Annotated in this window: 17 protein-coding genes; 14 read left to right on the top strand and 3 right to left on the bottom strand. The window is 62.8% G+C overall.

Translation table 11 applies throughout. The annotated features are described in order from the left end of the window. Nucleotides 1–186 precede the first annotated feature (186 nt). The 4 genes from AAFP32_RS03740 to AAFP32_RS03755 all read left to right on the top strand — a co-directional run bounded on the left by AAFP32_RS03740 (nucleotide 187) and on the right by AAFP32_RS03755 (nucleotide 2,618). Nucleotides 187–342 carry a hypothetical protein gene (locus tag AAFP32_RS03740; RefSeq protein WP_096158366.1) on the top strand — a complete coding sequence of 52 codons (156 nt, stop codon included), beginning with the start codon at nucleotides 187–189 and terminating at the stop codon, nucleotides 340–342. A gap of 71 nt (nucleotides 343–413) precedes the next feature. Next, nucleotides 414–887, top strand: a complete 474-nt coding sequence (locus tag AAFP32_RS03745) for a RidA family protein (RefSeq protein ID WP_350270698.1) — start codon at nucleotides 414–416, stop codon at nucleotides 885–887. Continuing rightward, nucleotides 877–1,854: a hypothetical protein gene (locus AAFP32_RS03750; protein WP_350270699.1), complete on the top strand. Its 978-nt coding sequence runs from the start codon at nucleotides 877–879 to the stop codon at nucleotides 1,852–1,854. Before AAFP32_RS03745 ends, AAFP32_RS03750 begins: the two co-directional genes overlap by 11 nt. Continuing rightward, nucleotides 1,851–2,618: an MBL fold metallo-hydrolase gene (locus AAFP32_RS03755; RefSeq protein ID WP_350270700.1), complete on the top strand. Its 768-nt coding sequence runs from the start codon at nucleotides 1,851–1,853 to the stop codon at nucleotides 2,616–2,618. Before AAFP32_RS03750 ends, AAFP32_RS03755 begins: the two co-directional genes overlap by 4 nt. Nucleotides 2,619–2,839: 221 nt before the next feature. On the opposite strand, the gene AAFP32_RS03760 is transcribed toward AAFP32_RS03755, so the two are convergent. After that, on the bottom strand, nucleotides 2,840–3,517 hold the full coding sequence (locus tag AAFP32_RS03760; protein ID WP_350270701.1) for a Crp/Fnr family transcriptional regulator: 678 nt from the start codon (nucleotides 3,515–3,517) through the stop codon (nucleotides 2,840–2,842). A gap of 246 nt (nucleotides 3,518–3,763) precedes the next feature. On the opposite strand from AAFP32_RS03760, the gene nth reads away from it, so the two are divergent. The 3 genes from nth (at nucleotide 3,764) to AAFP32_RS03775 (ending at nucleotide 6,885) form a co-directional block, all read left to right on the top strand. Beyond that, nucleotides 3,764–4,504 (top strand): endonuclease III, encoded by a 741-nt coding sequence (gene nth, locus AAFP32_RS03765; RefSeq protein WP_420883382.1) that lies wholly within the window; start codon nucleotides 3,764–3,766, stop codon nucleotides 4,502–4,504. After that, nucleotides 4,501–5,298 carry a CoA pyrophosphatase gene (locus AAFP32_RS03770; RefSeq protein WP_350270702.1) on the top strand — a complete coding sequence of 266 codons (798 nt, stop codon included), beginning with the start codon at nucleotides 4,501–4,503 and terminating at the stop codon, nucleotides 5,296–5,298. The genes nth and AAFP32_RS03770 overlap by 4 nt, the downstream gene beginning before the upstream one ends. Nucleotides 5,299–5,442: 144 nt before the next feature. Continuing rightward, complete coding sequence (locus AAFP32_RS03775) at nucleotides 5,443–6,885, top strand: HNH endonuclease (RefSeq protein ID WP_350270703.1); 1,443 nt, start codon at nucleotides 5,443–5,445, stop codon at nucleotides 6,883–6,885. 77 nt (nucleotides 6,886–6,962) lie between these two features. On the opposite strand, the gene AAFP32_RS03780 is transcribed toward AAFP32_RS03775, so the two are convergent. Both AAFP32_RS03780 and acs read right to left on the bottom strand, forming a co-directional pair. Further along, complete coding sequence (locus tag AAFP32_RS03780) at nucleotides 6,963–7,370, bottom strand: phage holin family protein (RefSeq protein WP_350270704.1); 408 nt, start codon at nucleotides 7,368–7,370, stop codon at nucleotides 6,963–6,965. Between the two features lie 167 nt (nucleotides 7,371–7,537). Next, nucleotides 7,538–9,472 carry an acetate--CoA ligase gene (acs, locus tag AAFP32_RS03785; RefSeq protein ID WP_101619409.1) on the bottom strand — a complete coding sequence of 645 codons (1,935 nt, stop codon included), beginning with the start codon at nucleotides 9,470–9,472 and terminating at the stop codon, nucleotides 7,538–7,540. A gap of 326 nt (nucleotides 9,473–9,798) precedes the next feature. Between acs and AAFP32_RS03790 the strand changes: the two genes are divergently transcribed. From AAFP32_RS03790 to AAFP32_RS03820, 7 genes are all read left to right on the top strand, one after another. Beyond that, a complete protein-coding gene (locus AAFP32_RS03790) occupies nucleotides 9,799–12,552 on the top strand; it encodes a hypothetical protein (RefSeq protein WP_350270705.1) in 2,754 nt (917 codons plus the stop codon). A 244-nt stretch (nucleotides 12,553–12,796) separates the two neighbouring features. After that, the gene (gene ssd, locus AAFP32_RS03795; protein ID WP_101642226.1) at nucleotides 12,797–13,804 is read left to right on the top strand and encodes a septum site-determining protein Ssd; all 1,008 of its coding nucleotides are present in this window, start codon (nucleotides 12,797–12,799) and stop codon (nucleotides 13,802–13,804) included. After that, nucleotides 13,801–14,970, top strand: a complete 1,170-nt coding sequence (locus tag AAFP32_RS03800) for a TadA family conjugal transfer-associated ATPase (RefSeq protein ID WP_101619412.1) — start codon at nucleotides 13,801–13,803, stop codon at nucleotides 14,968–14,970. Before ssd ends, AAFP32_RS03800 begins: the two co-directional genes overlap by 4 nt. Next, entirely contained in the window at nucleotides 14,970–15,647 is a 678-nt protein-coding gene (locus tag AAFP32_RS03805) for a type II secretion system F family protein (RefSeq protein WP_350270706.1), read from the top strand. Before AAFP32_RS03800 ends, AAFP32_RS03805 begins: the two co-directional genes overlap by 1 nt. Nucleotides 15,648–15,652: 5 nt before the next feature. Then, a complete protein-coding gene (locus AAFP32_RS03810) occupies nucleotides 15,653–16,243 on the top strand; it encodes a type II secretion system F family protein (RefSeq protein ID WP_101619414.1) in 591 nt (196 codons plus the stop codon). 117 nt (nucleotides 16,244–16,360) lie between these two features. Continuing rightward, the gene (locus tag AAFP32_RS03815) at nucleotides 16,361–16,963 is read left to right on the top strand and encodes a GNAT family protein (RefSeq protein WP_350270707.1); all 603 of its coding nucleotides are present in this window, start codon (nucleotides 16,361–16,363) and stop codon (nucleotides 16,961–16,963) included. A 284-nt stretch (nucleotides 16,964–17,247) separates the two neighbouring features. Then, nucleotides 17,248–17,598: a DUF4244 domain-containing protein gene (locus tag AAFP32_RS03820; RefSeq protein ID WP_350270708.1), complete on the top strand. Its 351-nt coding sequence runs from the start codon at nucleotides 17,248–17,250 to the stop codon at nucleotides 17,596–17,598. Nucleotide 17,599: the final 1 nt, after the last annotated feature.

The following is a 17,599-nucleotide window of genomic DNA, read 5'->3' on the forward strand; positions in this document are numbered from 1 at the left end:
CTTCTCGTCTGGCAGGAGCGTTCACTCTGTGGCATGGCTGGCGGTAGGTTCCCGGGTTCTCGGCTAGTGTTGGCAACGACAATGATTGCCGGTCGCACTCCTGCAGTATGATCGGCTGTCGGTCCATGCAGGCGCTCGTTCCGATGGCGCATCGGGACACGGGCAACCAGAGACTCAAGGAGAATCATGACCAAGTGGGAATACGTCACTGTGCCGCTCATCGTCCACGCGACGAAGCAGATCCTCGACCAGTGGGGCGAAGACGGCTACGAGCTTGTCCAAGTTGTTCCGGGCCCCGACAACAACGGACTTGTGGCCTACCTCAAACGTCCCAAAGCCTGAAGCAACAGAGCCTGAAGCTCCAGAGTCTGAGCACTCATCTGACCTGAAACACCCTCGTCGAAGGACCAAACATGTCGAAGACCCTAGACCGCATTGCTGAACTCGGTCTCACCCTGCCCGATGTCGCCACACCCGCAGGCGCCTACGTCCCGGCGCTGCGGACCGGCAATTATGTCTACACCTCGGGCCAGCTGCCTGTTGTCGACGGAAAACTCCCCGCGACAGGCCACATCGGCTCCGACGTCGACCTTGAGACCGGCTATGACCTGGCACGGACTGCAGGGCTCAATGCTCTCGCCGCGATTGCCGGCGTCATCGGCGATCTCGATAAGATCGTGCGCGTCGTCAAGGTGACCGGGTTCGTGAACTCGGCTGATGACTTCACACAGCAGCCATCCGTCATCAACGGCGTCTCCGAACTCTACGGTGAGATCTTCGGCGACCGCGGCCAGCACACGCGCAGCGCCGTGGGTGTGAACACTCTTCCTCTTGGCACCCCCGTTGAGGTCGAGGTCGTCGTCGAGGTTGAGGACGATGCCGCTTAGCGGACGCACTCTGCCCGTCTCGTCGGACCTGCGTTGGCTCTTGGACCAATGGCAGTCCGACGGGCGGTTCCCGGTCCCCGAAGCTCCACGACCTGCCTCGGCGATCGTGCTGATCAGAGACTCACTGGATGGCTTGGAAACCTTCATCACTCGGCAGCTTGATGCCAGGGGAATCGAAGACCGCAACCGCTTGGCCTACCCGGTCAGCAATCTGCGTCTCGGTGACCTGCGCAATCTGCCTCTGGCCGGATGGAATTCGGCCCGCTGTGCAAGGACTCTGAGCATCGAGAACAAGTCACGGGCCCTACACCATTTCTCGGCCGCGGCACGAATCTCGTTCGCTGCCACTGGTGTCCTGCTGGCAGAGGACGTCGACCGGGATATCGTCGCCGCACCACAGACGGATTGGCGCGGCACGCGGTCACGGCTGTTCTCCAGTGAGATCTCCTGGTCCCAGATTCTGCGCGAACGTGATCTCAAGCTGCGCCCCGACCTCTGCAAACCCTGGCTGCGGTGGATCAACACGGCGACCCAGCTGCACCGCTTCGATACGACCTACTTTGTGGCCACAGTGCCCTTCGGGCAGAACGTAGACTTCCTCTCTCCGAATGAGACCTCGGGAGGATGGAAGCGGCCCGAGGAGATCCTCGCCGAGGCCGAGGGAGATCCCGACAAGATCAGTGCGAGCACACGCATCATCGCCGAGAGCCTGGTCGGCGTGCCCAGCGTCGGAGCCGCCATGGCCCAGGTCCGCGACCTGCATCCGCTGCGGCCCGAGGTCACCAACGACGACGGCGAGTGGCGGGTCGTCATCCACCCCGGACGTGACCTCTACCGCAAAGGCACTCTCCGCGATTATGCGGTGGCCGTCGGTGACGACGAGAATGACCAGAGCCCTGGGTTTCTGACTCTGAGCGACGAGGACAACGATGCCGAAGCAGGCGAAGAGGAGACGGACGATTCATGAGGATCCGCGCGAACAACCCATCCCCGATGACTCTGACAGGCACCAACACCTATGTCATCACCTCGGCGGACGACACCTCGGCTGTGCTCATCGATCCGGGCCCGGAGCTTGCTGAACATCGTGAGAACTTCCTTGCTGAGCTCGGCGACCGGAAGCTGTCGGCCATCATCCTCACTCATCAGCATGACGATCACTCGGAGATGCTCGGAAGTGTGGAGCAGTGGGCGCCGGAGGTGCCCGTGCACGCGGTCCTCGAGAAATTCTCCCGTCTGAGTCCTCCTGTGGCCGATGGTGACATGATCGCATTCGGCACTGACAAGGCCGATGTCATGGAGGTCGTTGCGACTCCGGGACACACGATGGACAGCATCAGCCTCATCCACGATCACGTGCTCTACAGCGGCGACACGGTCCTGGGGGAGGGGACGACGATCGTGACCCACCCGGAAGGGTCGCTGCGTGACTACCTTGAGTCACTCGACAGGCTGATCCGACTGCTTGGTGAGGGGGGCTATTCGACTATTGAGCCCGCACACGGTCCCAGCATCGAATCTCCTGCTCAGGTGCTTGAGTACTACCGCAGCCACCGGCTCGAACGGATCGAACAGGTCAGAGCGGCTCGGGCGCAAGGAGCCATGAGTGCCACCGAAGTTTGTGACATCGTCTATCACGACGTCGATCCGAGCGTCCGCGGAGCCGCCGAGCAGATTGTGCGGGCGCAGCTGAACTACTTGGGGGCCCTGGCGCCCGACGACCAGATGTGAGCACATGCAGCTGAAGCGTCTCGCACGGCATTGCTCGGCCGACATCATCCTTCACTCGTTCTGCGGACGAGACCACTGTCTGCAAACGAGGGTCTCGTCTGCACAGCGAAGTAACGACGGCTGAGGCGCCCAATCACGTACGTACGAACGCCCAGGCACATACAGTGCCTGGGCGTTCGTACGATGTGGGATTTCGCGGTTCGGCAACTGCCGAGGACTGATCAGCGGGCGCGGTTGCGCATGCGCTCCATGTCGAGGATGACGACCGAACGGGCCTCGAGTCGGATGAAGCCACGAGCTGCGAAGTCGGCCAGGGCCTTGTTCACAGTCTCACGTGAGGCACCGACGAGCTGCGCGAGCTCTTCCTGAGTGAGATCGTGAGCCACGAGGACACCGTCCGGTGCCGGCTTCGAGAAGCGAGACGCGAGGTCCAGCAATGCCTTGGCAACACGACCGGGAACATCGGAGAACACGAGGTCGCCCACGGTCTCGTTTGTGCGGCGCAGACGCTGAGCCAGAGCCTTGAGCAGGTTCATTGCGGCCCGTGGGCGCTCATCGAGCCACGTCGTAAGGTCCTCATGCTTGAGGCTGAGCAGCTCGGACTGAGAGACAGCGGTGACAGAGGTCGAACGTGGGCCCGGATCAAAGAGGCTGAGCTCACCGATGATCTCTCCCGGTCCGATGACCGAGAGCAGATTTTCGCGGCCGTCGGAGGACTCGCGGCCGATCTTGAGCTTGCCGCTGGAAACGATATAAAGTTCGTCACCGGCATCGCCCTCGTGAAAGAGCGCGGTTCCCCGACGGAGACTCCGCGGGTTCATGAACTTCATCAATGCGCTTGTCGCTTCATCGTCCAAACCTGCGAAGAGCGTGGCGCCCCGCACAACTTCAATATCCACTGTGTCCTCCTTGTCGTGGTAATCACAGATAAATCTACCTGGTCAACGGTGCTGATACCAGCAAAGGCGCGGGAGTTTGCGGCATTAGTGCAAAACAAGGGGTTTTGTTTGCGTTTCCTCCACCCTCGCCGAGGTGGGCCACGGTTGCATGCGGACGATCCCGTTCGACGGGTCAGTGCAGAGCCACCTCGGCGATGTGAGGGACGCTACTGCGGAAATGCGGGGCACGGATTAGGATGGTGAGTCGTGTTGACGGTGGCAGAGAAGAGCGCGCGGAAGTTCGCCAAGGAAACCCCATTGGGCAAGACTCGACGGGCGAGGAAGATTCATCGAATCCTCGCCGAGGTGTACCCGAATGCGAAATGCGAGCTCGACTTCGAGACGCCATTCCAGCTCCTGATCGCGACCGTCCTGTCTGCCCAGACCACAGACATCCGGGTCAACGCGGTGACACCGGGACTGTTCTCGGTCTTCCCTGATGCACACAGCCTCGCGGTGGCCAACCTCATCGAGGTCGAGGAACTCATCCACTCGACCGGTTTCTACCGGGCGAAGGCCCGCAACATCGTCAAGCTCGCGAACGAACTCGTCGACACCCACGACGGTGAGGTCCCCAACTCACTGGACAAACTCGTCAAGCTCGCGGGAGTCGGACGGAAAACCGCGAACGTGGTGCTCGGCAACGCGTTCGACACCCCGGGCCTGACCGTGGACACGCACATGGGGCGACTGGCTCGCAGGCTCGGCTGGACCGATGAGAGTGACCCAGTCAAGGCTGAGCATGACATCGCGGCGTTGTTTCCGAAGAAGGAACTCACCCTGCTCTCCCACCGAGTCATCTTCCACGGACGACGCATCTGCCACTCGCGCAGACCTGCCTGCGGGGTGTGCCCATTGATGGCATTGTGTCCCTCGTTCGGGGTCGGGGAACTCGATCCGGAGAAGGCGCGGGCGATGCTCAGATTCGAAATGGCACCCCAGGCATGAGTGCTGAAGCATGTGAGCGGGGCACTTCTGGGCAGGGATCGGTGGGGCAGGGATCCGCTGCGCAGGCTTCGACCGGGCACGACTCCCTCGCGCACGTCTCCGTCGCGCACGACCAGACTCTGCGGACGCAGCTGGAGAGCCTCGCGGCGTCGAATGGTTCGCCCGAGTGGCTGCGACGGGCACAGGCTCCGGGTGATGATTCAGTGCGTGACGCCGCCGTCCTCATGCTCTTCGGCAAGGGAGGCCAGCCGCGCACAGACGCCGGTCGGGCAGAGTCTTCACGCTTGGCAGACTTCGGTGTCGACGACGTCGACATCGTTCTGCTGCAGAGGGCGAGCACCCTGCGCAACCATCCCGGGCAAGTCGCGTTTCCCGGTGGCCGACGGGATCCCGAAGACGACTCCCTAGTCGCTGCAGCCCTGCGTGAAGCGCGGGAAGAGGCCGGCATCGTGCCGTCAACGGTCGACGTGCTCGGGCAGATGGATCCGCTCTACATTCCCGTCAGCAAATTCCAGGTCACTCCTGTCATCGGTTACTGGGCGCAGCCCGGTGCGGTGCGGGTGATGGACACAGCTGAGTCGTACTCCGTCTACCGGGTCTCTGCCGCCGATCTGGTGGCGCCGGCCAACCGAGGCACGTTCTCCCGGCCGGACCTGAAGATCACGACACCGGCCTTCGACGTTGGAGTGCTCAAGGTGTGGGGCTTCACTGCAGGCATCCTCGACTTCGCTCTCGAGCACCTCGGCTGGGCCGGGGAATGGGACCGCGACTCACACATCGACATCGACTTCTGAGGCTGTTGCTCCTTCACTTCGAAGTCGACTGCTCGATGACAGAGCATGCGGACGACAGCTCGCGAGTTTGACGGCTGAGGTGCCTGATCAGGGCGAACACCTGCCGAGAATGTCGTGTCAGTGGCGTGGACTAGCCTTATTGGTATGGAAGCAGAGACGGTTCCCGACGTGATCACCGAGATCCACCGGTGGCGTGAGGCGCTGTCGAATCTGCCCCCAGCCCTCAGCGAGGTCGATGCCATCGACCGGATCGGCGCACTTGAAGAACTGACGGCTGCCGCCGCTGCGGCCCAGGCCAGGGAAACCTTGACCTTTGACATGCGCCGACGCAACAGCGAAGCCGACGACGGAGTGGCGAGCAAAAAACAGGGCAGAGGTGTGGGGGCGGAGATCGCCCTCGCACGTAAGGTCTCTCGGGCTCGGGGCAGCACGCTTCTCAAGTTCTCGCGCTCCCTGCTCATCGATCTGCCCCACACGTATTCAGCGCTGAAGACCGGCTGCATATCCGAAGAGAAGGCCCGTGCCGTTGCGAAGGAGACCGACTGGCTCCCCAGGGACAAACGTCGACAGGTCGATGAGCGCATGGCGCAACGCCTCGCCGAGGTGGGAGTCGGGCGGCTGGGCAACGAGGTTCGTGCTCTGGCGCAGCAAGTCGACCAGAAGGCCGCCGTTGAACATCTCGAGAAATGCACGGAGGAGCGGTCAGTCTCGGTTCGTCCTGCCCCGGGCAACATGGCATACCTCACCGCACTGTTGCCGATGCCCCAGGCTGTTGCTGTCTACGCGAATCTGAAGAAGTCTGCGGCCTCCCTGATCGGGACAGGGGAGTCAGGCCAACGCTCACAGTCCCAGGTCATGGCAGACCTGCTCGTCGAGCGGACGACGGGTCAGGAGTGCGCAGCAGCAGTTCCAACAGAGATCCATCTTGTGATGAACGATGCCAGCCTGGTGGGTCGTGGCGACGATCCGGCCTGGCTTCCCGGCTTCGGCCCCTTGCCCGCGGGAGCCGCACGCACGTTCGTGGCCGAGAACGAGGCCACCGTCTTCCTGCGCAGGCTCTACACCCGCCCTGACGACGGCCAGCTGGTGCGCATGGATACGCGGCGCCGGGAGTTCTCGGGGCTGCTGCGACGCATGATCGTCATCCGTGACGACGTCTGCCGCTCACCGTGGTGCGATGCGCAGATCAAACACGCTGACCATGCCACGGCCTACTCCGCCGGCGGCGAGACTGATTGGGACAATGCCTCGGGTCTATGCGCCGCCTGCAACTTCGCCAAGGAGCTCAACGGCTGGAAGCACATATCGTCTCCAGAGAAGCTGATTGTGAAGACCCCGACGGGCCACCGCTACGAGACGAGGACCAAGCCCATCGACGCCCGCGCAGCTGAGACGGATTCGGCTGACCCCGAGCTCGACGTGGCGAAGCGACGTCGACGCCACAAAGAAGCCGACCAGGCCCACGGTCCGCCGATGAAACGAAGACAGCCACATGACAAGCCGCGGTCACGTTGCGGGACAAGTTCGGTCGAATACCTCTTCGGAGAAAAGATCCGCACGTTCCTCACCACGAAGCCAGCCGAGTGAATGCGGCGGTGGCGCCGGGCTGAGCCCGACGCCACCGCTGTTTGGAGCTATTCTGCTGTGCTCAGTTGCGAAACCTGTCAGTACCGCGGACCGGAGGGATTCTTCACCGCACGCTTGACCGAGGCGATCAACGACTTGGCCGAATTGATCGCCGTACCCGGGACAGGGTTGCCCTTCTTGAACAACGGCAGAGCAATCAGAACGAGGATGATGGCGAGCACCGCGAGGATGCCGAAGACAATGAGGAAGCTTCCCCACCATGGCCATCCCAGGCCTTCGTGGAATGCGGCAGCCCCGGCGAAAATCACCATGAACGATGACAAGAACAGGAAGAACAGGGCCACGACGGCAAGTGCCGAGCCGATGCCCAAGTTCTTCGCACCGGCTGTGGCTTCAGCCTTGGCCAGCGCAATTTCTTCCTCGGCGATCGCTTTGGAATCGTCGCCGATGCCTTTGATCAGTTCGCTGATCGACCTCTCAGCCATGAGTGCTCCTATCGACAAAAACTTGGACAATCTTTCTTAAGAGTAGTCTGAACGCGCCCGGTGACCAAAGAAATACGGTCAGTAGAACGAGAAAAACCCGCCAGATGAAACCAGAACGGCTCTCTGCAAGCGTCCGTTCTCACTGGCGGGTTCGTCTCAGCGCAGGATCAGGACTTCGCCACCGATTCTTCGATCAGGTCCATGACCGATGAGTCGGCCAGCGTCGAGGAGTCTCCCACCTTGCGATGCTCAGCGACGTCCTTGAGCAGGCGGCGCATGATCTTGCCGGAGCGGGTCTTCGGCAGCTCAGACACGATGTGGACCTTCTTCGGCTTGGCAATCGGCCCGATGTCCTTCCCGACGTGTTGACGCAGCTCTTCAGAGGTTTCCGGGGAGTCTTCGACATTGTTGCCCACGATGACGAATGCAACGACGGCCTGACCAGACGTTGCGTCGTCTGCTCCGACCACTGCCGCCTCGGCGACATAGGGGTGGGCGACCAAGGATGACTCGATCTCAGTTGTCGACAGACGGTGTCCGGACACGTTCATCACGTCATCGACACGGCCGAGGAACCAGATGTCCCCGTCCTCATCGCGCCTGGCACCGTCTCCGGCGAAGTAGGTGTTCTCGAACCGTGACCAGTATGTCTCCTTGAAACGCTCGGGATCTTTCCAGATACCGCGCAGCATGGAAGGCCATGGCTGGCGAATGACGAGGAGCCCGCCCTCGGGTCCAGCAGGGCTGTTTCCTGCGTCATCGACGACATCGACGGAGACTCCAGGAATCGCGCGCTGCGAAGAACCAGGCTTCGTCGACATCACGCCGGGAAGCGGGGCGATCATGTGCGCGCCGGTTTCGGTCTGCCACCAGGTGTCGACGATCGGGCAGCGATCACCTCCGATGACACGGTGGTACCAACGCCAGGCCTCCGGGTTGATCGGCTCACCGACACTGCCGAGCAGACGCAGACTCGAGAGATCGTACTTCGCTGGAATCTCCTCGCCCCACTTCATGAACGTGCGGATAGCCGTCGGCGCGGCATAGAGGATCGTTGCCTTGTACTTCTCGATGATCTCCCACCAGCGGCCCTGGTGAGGGGTATCGGGAGTGCCTTCGTAGACGATCTGCGTGGCGCCGGCTGCCAATGGTCCGTAAGTGACATAGGAGTGTCCTGTGACCCAGCCGACGTCGGCAGTGCACCAGAACACATCGGATTCGGGCTTGATGTCGAAGACAGCCTTCATCGAGTACAGAACCTGAGTGAGGTAACCGCCCGAGGTGTGCAGAATGCCCTTCGGCTTGCCGGTTGTCCCGGAGGTGTAGAGGATGAACAGCGGGTTCTCGGAGTCGAAGAATTCGCATTCGTGCTCGGGGCTCGCGGTCTCCACCGACTCGTGCCACCACTGGTCCCGGCCGTCGACCATCTCGACATCCTGACCGGTGCGACGCACCACGAGGACCGTCTCGACAGGGGTGTCGCCGTGTGACAATGCGTCGTCGACGGCCGGCTTCAGGCTGGTGGCCTTGGTGCGGCGGTAGCTGCCGTCAGCGGTGATGACCACACGCGCTTCGGCATCGATGATGCGTGAGCGCAGAGCGTCGGCGGAGAAGCCGCCGAAGACCACTGAATGGGCAGCTCCGAGGCGGGCGCAGGCCAGCATTGAGATTATCGCTTCGGGGATCATGGGCAGGTAGATGGCCACGCGATCTCCGGCTTTGACCCCGAGGTCGGCGAGAGTGTTGGCTGCTTTTGACACTTCGGCGAGCAGTTCCGCGTAGGTGAAGGTGCGGGAGTCGCCGGGTTCCCCTTCGAAGTTGATGGCAACTCGGTCACCGTTGCCGGCGATGACGTGGCGGTCGAGACAGTTGTAGGCCACGTTGAGTTTGCCGCCGATGAACCACTTCGCGAACGGCGGGTTGGTCCAGTCGAGTGTTTCGCCGAAGTCCTCTTTCCAGTCGACGAGGTCACGAGACTGCTCGGCCCAGAAGCTCAGGTAGTCGGCATCGGCACGTTCGTATTCGTCGGCCTTGACGTTGGCGGCAGTGACGAACTCTTCAGGTGGGGCAAAGGTTTCGGATTCTGCTGTGCTGTCGGTCATTTTTCCCTCCGGCTTCTTTGATGGATCGAAAATTCTAGTTGCACTGTATACCCGAGATGGGGCCTCGGGGCACCGTCGTCCGTTCGATGAACGATGGTTTCCGGGGGTAGCAATCGCCCAGACACTGTGCTATAAGACACACTCTACGGACCGAGTGAAACGTGGACGAGGCGTACCCGGAGATTCACCTGCACCTGGCAGGCGGCACAGAAGGAGTGCGCAGGGAATCCTGTTCTGCAAGGATAGGGACGGAGTCTGTCAGGATGGGAACTAGATAGACACATTAAGTTTGACGACCCTGTCCCCAAGAGCGACTGGAGTAATCGATGAGTTCGCCGCAGCACCCGACTGGATCAGGACCACAGCAGTGGCACGATCCGCACGCGCAGAACCCCGGGCCGAGCAACCAGCCACAGTTCGGCCAGGGGCCCGCATATGGATCAGGACCTGCCTTCGGCGCAGGACCTGAGTCTCAGCCCTCCGGGTCTGGAGGGTACGGCGGCGGTCCTGTCGGTTCGGGAGGCCCTGGGCCCTATGGTCCGGGCCCAGGCCCGCAGAACTCCGGCTCTGGGCCCTATGGTTCAGCGCCAGGGCCCTACGGCTCAGCACCAGCGCCAGGGCCCGGGCCCTACGGCTCAGCGCCGGGGCCTTATGGTTCGGCGGGCCCTGGTCCGTATGGTTCGGCGCCGGGTGCCTATGGTTCTGCTCCCGGCTTTCAAGGGGCAGCACCAGGCCAGTTCGGCTCCGCAGGTCCAACAGCTCAGAAGCGTCCTCGCACCGGCCCGGGGCTTCTCGGTCCGCTGACCCTGCGCGATCTGTTCCTGCTCTTCGCCGGGCTCCTCTCGTTGATTGTTCTTTTCGTGCCGTTCAAGGCTGATGGGTTCATGTCGTGGTCGCTGTGGCATTGGACGATCGACGCCATGGGGACTCTGACATTCGACGTGTTCGGGATCTGGTTGATCGTGGCAGCAGTCTTCGTCAACAAATTCGGCAACGGTGGACTCAAAGTCGGTTCGCTCAGCCTTGACCAGGCGATCTCGGTTCTGTCTGGTGCTTCGTTTACCTTCGCGTTCGTCCACCTGCTGACCTCGGTCCAGTACTGGCACGTCGGCGCGTACCTCGCCTTCTTCGCAGCTCTGATCGCCTTCTTTGCAGGCGTATTCACGATGCTTCCCTTCTTCAGCAAGGAATTCGCAGTTCGCGATGACGTTGCCGCACATCCGAAGGCACGCCCCACGACCAAGCGCGCACCGCACCCAGCGCCAGTGGCGAACATGCCAGGCGCCCACAACGGCCCAGGCGGATTCGGTGCGCCCTACGGCAGTCAGCCCAACGGGCCGATCGGTTCGCAGGGTCACCCGGGAGCGCCCGTATATCCAGGTCAGCCAGGAGGCCCGGGCCAGTTCGGTGGACCGGATCAGTTCGGCCAGCCGGGCCAGCCAGGGCAGGTCGCTGCGCCTGCACAGTCGGCACCAGCGGGTCAGTTCTCCGCGCCAGATCAGAACGGCCAGCCCAATGGACAGCACCAGTTCGGCCAGCCCGTCGGAGCCGAGCAGAACAGCCCCTATGCTCCACCGGAGCAGCAGGTGCAGGAGTCGTCTTTCGACTCCGCAGCGTCCGCCGATGACTCGGCGGACCAGGCGGTGCAGAGTACAGGATCAGGTCAGACCTACCTGGGTGCTCAGCACTCACTGGATCCCCAGCACACGCAGAGCGAACCGACGCAGACCTTCGGCTTCGGCGCTCATCGTGAAGAATCGCCGTGGAGCAACGACGGCGAAACTGCAGTTCAGGCTCCGGTGTCTGCAGACAGCTCAAGTGCCAGTGGCTCAAATGACTTGAGCGACTCTCGCGACACGAGTGACTCCAGTGTGGATAGCCTGGGCGCCGCCGAGTCGGAGTCCGACAGCGGTAGCAGCACTTCCTCGGGAGCGGGGACGACCGCTGCTGTCGCAGGTGCGGGCGCAGTGGGCGTCGGTGCAGCTGTTGCCGGAGCCGCCTCAGCGAGCTCGGAATCTGAACCGAGCTCGGAATCCGAACGTCGTCGCGGACGCCATGCCGCTCCCAGCTCGGACACCGAATCCGAAACAGCTGACGCACGGGTCGATAGCCTGACCGAGCGCCCAGCAGGTGATTCCGACCGCATCGTAAGCGCTGATCGTGAAGCAGCCAGCGACCAGGGAGACAAAGCAGAAACCGCTTCAGGTGCGGCTGTGACTTCGACGCAGGATGACTCCTCAGCACTGACCGACGACGACTCCGCATCTCCTGCGGAGAGCAGCTCGTTTGCCACGAAGGTCAACGCTCATGACTCGGACACCAACCTTCGTGCCTCCGAAGGAATTTCGCTGAAGCCTGAAGACGCCTCAACCACCTCAACCACCTCGGGCGATTTGGCGGACTCAGTCGAGTCGGCGAACGCCGAACAGTCAGAAGCAAGCACGACCGCCGACGAGGTTCGTGGAAGCGAGTCTGGCGTCGCAGGGCCTCACACCGGGGCTGCAGATGACGATGCCACCGTCGTCAGCGGTCCCGCCGCAACTGGCGTCGCAGAATCCGGTTCGGAACGGACCACTCACCCAGAAGCGGACGAACCGACGCAGTATGTGCCGGTGGCCGGCTACGGCAACGGCGGCCATCGCAGCAGCGGCTCGGGAACTGCAGAGGCGAGGAGCCGCGGCCTAGACAACGCCGAGAATGCGCCTTCTGCTCCACAATTCGGAGCCGCGAATGCCTCGTCGAATGCCTCCGCAGTCGGCGAAGAGGAGACCGTCGTTCAGAGTGCAGTTCAGCCGGGCGGCAGCCGGGACGATCGCGAGGACCGATCAGGTGAGAACCGGAGTGGCGCTGACCAGGACGGGCCTAACCGGGGCACCGGCCAGAATGTCATCCAGGCGTTCTGGTTCGCCGTTCCCGAACCGCGCGAAGCTGTGGATGCGACCACCGGAATGCCGGTGTTCACGATCTACCCCGGAGACTGGTTCCTCGGTCTCGAGGACAACGGATCGTGGTTCAAGGTTCGCGATTCGGATGGTCGCGAAGGACTTCTGCGCAACACCGAAGGTGTCCAGCGGGGATGATCCCTAAACGGCCGACTCGTGCGCGCGGGCTGTGGACAACAGTCCGAGCGCACGTCGTCTGACCATCTGAGCAGAATCCGTCAGACTGTGCCCGTGAGGGACCTGACCAGTCGAGATCTTCAAGTCGACCGATAAGGGGCGGCTCCTGTGACTTGAGTGCACAGGAGTCGCCCCGCCTGCTTTTTGTCCACAGCCTGCACTGTGGAGCTGTACTCACGACATACCGTAGGTCCACGCTGTCACCATGCAGATAGCACTCATCACCGACCTCGGCGCCATCACCGACGAATGCGCACGAGTCGCCGAAAGCATCGGCATTTCGCTCAAGGTTCTGCCTCCGGACTCGGGCGGCTGGCAGAACGCCTCTCTCATTCTCCTCGGCGAGGATGTTCGCGAAGCTCCAGCCACGGACCATGCGGACCGCATCCTCGTCGTCCTTGACGGGGATGAGACCAGCTCGGCCTGGAAACGTGCCGCCCACCTCGGCGTCGAACAGTTGGCGGTTCTGCCCTCGGCCGCGGAATGGCTGAGCGGGCGCATGATCGCAGCCGTCGAACCGCCGGTAGCACCAGGCGTCACGGTCGGCGTCGTCGCCGGGTGCGGAGGGGCTGGCGCATCGGTGCTCTCCTGCGCGCTCGCCCGCCGTGCCGGACCGGACGTGAGCACGGTCCTCGTCGACGCTGATCCGCTGGGCGGTGGACTCGATCTGGTGCTCGGTGCAGAACAGGTCCCCGGCCCACGTTGGGCCGATCTCAGTGCCTCACGTGGACAGCTTCGCCCCTCGACACTGAGCCAGGCGCTGCCCCGCCACGAGGGCCTGGCGATCCTGTCGTGGGGTCGGGACGACATCCTTGACCTCGACCCGGACGTATTCGACGACTTCCTGGCCGCAGCCGGACAGGCGTTCGAACTCGTCATCGTCGATCTGCCGCGTCACGCCCCATCACAGTGGACACGCCGCTGCCATCACGTCCTTCTCGTCTCACCTGCACGGGTCCGGTCTGCAGTCGCAGCATCTCAAGTCGCAAAACGTCTGTCCCAATCCCACCCAGACGTGCGTCTCGTCGTTCGCGACACCGGCGCCGGAGGACTCGACGCTGATCTCCTCGCCGAATCCATCGGACTCGACCTCGCCGGCAGCATCCGCGACGACCGTGGCCTGTCCGCCGCCGTCGACCGCGGCGAAGGCATCCCGGGCGGGGCACGACTGGGAAAACTCGTCGACCGTCTCCTGGGGGAGTGGGTGGAATGAGCGAATGGCTTGATGCCTCACTCGTGGCAGAGGTCCGCAAAACCCTGCTCGACAATCCGGGGCCGGTGACCACAGCGGCCGTCGCCGAGGCAGTTCAGCGCACCGGTCGGGTGCTCGGTTCCAGCGCCCTCCTCGAACTCGTGAACCGTCTGTCCGCGCAGCTCTCCGGTGCAGGTCCCCTCCAATCAGTGCTCGAGGTCGCTGACACCACCGACGTGTTCGTCAACGGCCCGCGTGAGATCTTCGCCGACACCGGAGCGGGACCCCGACTCCTCGACCTGTCCTTGGGTGCTGAGGACGAAGTGCGGTCCTTGGCCGTGCGCTTGGCAGCTTTGGGCGGCCGCCGTCTCGATGATGCGAGTCCGTTCGTCGATGTCAGGCTCCCCGACGGGGTACGTATGAATGCGATAGTGCCACCGATTTCCGGTGAGCACACCACGATCTCCTTTCGGGTTCCCCGGCACGCCGGTTTCACATTCGAACAGCTGCTCACCGGTGGATTCATCCCCGAAGATGTGCACGAGCTCCTGATTGAGGCGGTCCGATCTCGAGCCAACATCCTTATCTCGGGCGGTACCGGAACAGGAAAGACGGTCCTCCTCGGCGCGCTTCTGGGTCTTGTCGATTCGGATCAACGCATCGTCATCGTCGAGGACTCCCGGGAGCTCATCGTCGGGCACTCCCACGTGGTCGCGCTCGCCGCGCGCCAGGCCAACGTCGAGGGCGGCGGCGAAGTGACGCTGACGGATCTCGTTCGCAACGCACTGCGGATGCGTCCCGATCGCCTCGTCGTCGGAGAGTGTCGAGGCGCCGAGGTGAGGGACATGCTCACTGCGCTGAACACCGGCCACGAGGGCGGCAGCGCCACAATCCATGCGAACACAGCAGAAGCCGTTCCCAGCCGTCTGGCAGCGCTGGGAGCATTGGCGAACATGAGTCCACAAGCAGTGTTCTCACAATTCTCGACCGCCATCGACCTTGTCATCCACCTGCGCCGAATCGGAGCTGACCGAGGAATCACCGAACTGGCGATTCCCACGCGGGAGAGCAGCAGCGGGGTGAGAATGGAACCCGTCTGGGGTCGACCGTCTCCGCTGTCCGAGGGAACTTTCAATCGTCGGGCGCTGGCCCGGTTCGAAGCGGTGCTCGAGCAGAAGGCTGCCTGATGATCACCGCGATCGCCGTGCTGGTGGCTCTGAGCATCATCCTCAGCGCACCGCTTGACCCGGCATCGCGACTGCAGGACCTACTCCGCACACGCCAGGACGAAGACGACTCCCGTCGAGGTGGACGGCAGGCCAAGGAGGATCCCGAACAAGAGAAGCTGTGGGCCATCTCGGCGGTGGAGAACTGTGCGCATCTGCTCAAAGTGGGTATGACCCCGCAGGCAGTGATGGCGACCCTGAGCAGGCAGAACGCACAACTGGCACCGATCTCACGTGCGATCTCCCTGGGCGAAGAGCCCGGACGAGCCATTGCCACCAGGGGAGCAGCACTGCCGCAGGCAGCCGCCGAAGTCTTCGCCGGCATGTCTTCGGTGTGGACCGTGTCGGAACGATCCGGAGCACCCGCAGCCGACATGATCCTCCGTTATGCGAAGGCGCAGCGCAGCACCCTCGATGCTGATCGGGAGAGACGCATAGCGATGGCCGGCCCCCGAGCGACAGTCAGAGTGCTCAGCTGGCTGCCGCTGATCGGTGTCGGTCTCGGCCTGCTCATCGGCGTCCACCCCGTTGAGCTGCTCTTGGGGCTGCCGGGCCGATTGAGCATCGGCGGCGGTCTCGCCCTGTACTTCGTCGGGCGCTGGTGGATGAGGCGGATGATGGCTCGGGCGGAGCGCTGATCGATATGACCGCACTCCTGGTGGGAGTCCTCATCGCGGCTGGGGTCCTGTTGTGGTCGGGCAGATCCGACGGGCGCTTGAGACGACTGTTGGGCGGGCACGGTCCACGACAGCGAGGTGGTGTTGAAGCGCCCCGAACGGATTCACAGCGGGATACCAGGGGCCGGCCTCGGGTGGTCGATGACCTGCTCGCCTTCGACCTCGATCTCGTGGCCATCTGCCTCACCTCCGGGCTGCCGATCCCGGTCGCTCTGGCATTGACCGCCGACGCGACAGACGATCGGTCCGGGCTGGGACGAATCGCGCGATCCATGACGATCGGAGGCCAAGACCTGTCCGACGATGACCGGCTCGCCCCTGTCCTCGAAGTCTTCGAATTCTCCGAGCACACCGGCGTTGGACCCGCACCACTCATCGAGTCTGTCGCGAAGGAGTTGAGAGACTCGTCCCGCAGACGCAGACAGGAAGCGGCTGCAGCTCTGGGCGTCAAACTCGTCGTACCACTGGGAGTCTGCATCCTTCCAGCTTTTCTGCTGCTCTCGGTCGTTCCCGTGGTCATTTCTCTGCTGTCGGACCTGACGACTGTCTTCTTCTGACAGGACCGTCCGACCTCGCGTGACAGGTCCGTCCGACCTCGCGCTCCGAGCGCGCACTCTGACTGGTACGAGCGATTGTCGACCGACCGTTCAGCTGACCTTGGTAATGTCGGGGGCATGGCACCGGTTACGCCCTTCAATCAACTGTCCAACGTCGAACAAGCCGAAGAATACGCTGACAACCTCTTCACCGGTCGTCACGTAAGGCTTCGTCCGCTGCAGCAGGAGGATCTTCCCTACCTCGAGCAGTGGTGGTTTGATCCCTCGATCGTGGTCTTGCAGAACCACACCGTCCTCCCTCGTCCCGAAGGTGGGGTGTCCGAACAGTTCGCGCTGTGGAGCGCTAACAAGGACACCGATGCGGTCGGTTTCAGCATTGAGCTGCTCGAGACCGAGGAATTCGTCGGCCACGTGACACTCTTCGGCCGGAATTCGATCAACCAGTCCGCCACACTGGCCATCGTCCTCGGACCGGAGTTCCACGGTCACGGCTATGGCTCCGATGCTGTGCGACTGGGCATCAAGTACGGCTTCCTGCAGCTGGGACTCAATCGTATCGAGCTGCAGACATGGGCGTTCAACACCCGCGGCATCGCCTCGTACACGAAGGCCGGATTCGTCGAAGAGGGGCGCCGTCGTGAGGCTGTCTTCTTCAACGGTCGCCGCCACGATGAAGTCATCATGGCGATCCTCAAAGAGGAGTGGGCAGGCAGGGGCTGACTCTCAATCCTGCTCACCTGCACCCTTGCGGTCTTCTGGCCCGCACACGCTCGTAGGCTCGTAGGCTCGTAGGCTCGTAGGCTCGTAGGCTCGTAGGCTCGTAGGCCGAGCTGACTCGAGTGCTGACGCCTGTGGAATTCACCTCGACTCGAGTGCGTTTCGGTTGTTGACGGTGAACCTGTTTCCACAGCCCGGTTGTCGACTCTGGACGTGAGTCCACGTCTCATCCAAGACTGATACTCCCATCGCAGACCGCGAATGAGGGCTTCAACGAGGAGGAGACTATGAGCATAGAAACAAGGCCGCACGACTGTGACGGGCCGCCCTACCCACCTTGGGGTGAGGCGCGCGGCGTCGACACCAGCGATGTCGATTGGGCAGGAGCACCCAAGTACTCTGGCTCTGGCACCGATTCGGATGCTGCCGCGGATGCCTTCGACAGCGAGGAACCGTGGAGAGAGGACGGCATCCCAGAACCGTGGGGTCCCGACGCTGGGGCGACGACCGCAGAATATGCGATCACCACCCTCGCAGCCTGCGGATTCGCGGCACTGCTGGTTGTCATTCTGAAATCTGAACCGATCAAAGAACTCGTCACCGGTGTGATCCAGACCGCGCTTGGACTCGGAGCCTGAC

Origin of the sequence: Brevibacterium sp. CBA3109, assembly GCF_040256645.1 — a bacterium.
Classification (GTDB): domain Bacteria; phylum Actinomycetota; class Actinomycetes; order Actinomycetales; family Brevibacteriaceae; genus Brevibacterium; species Brevibacterium koreense.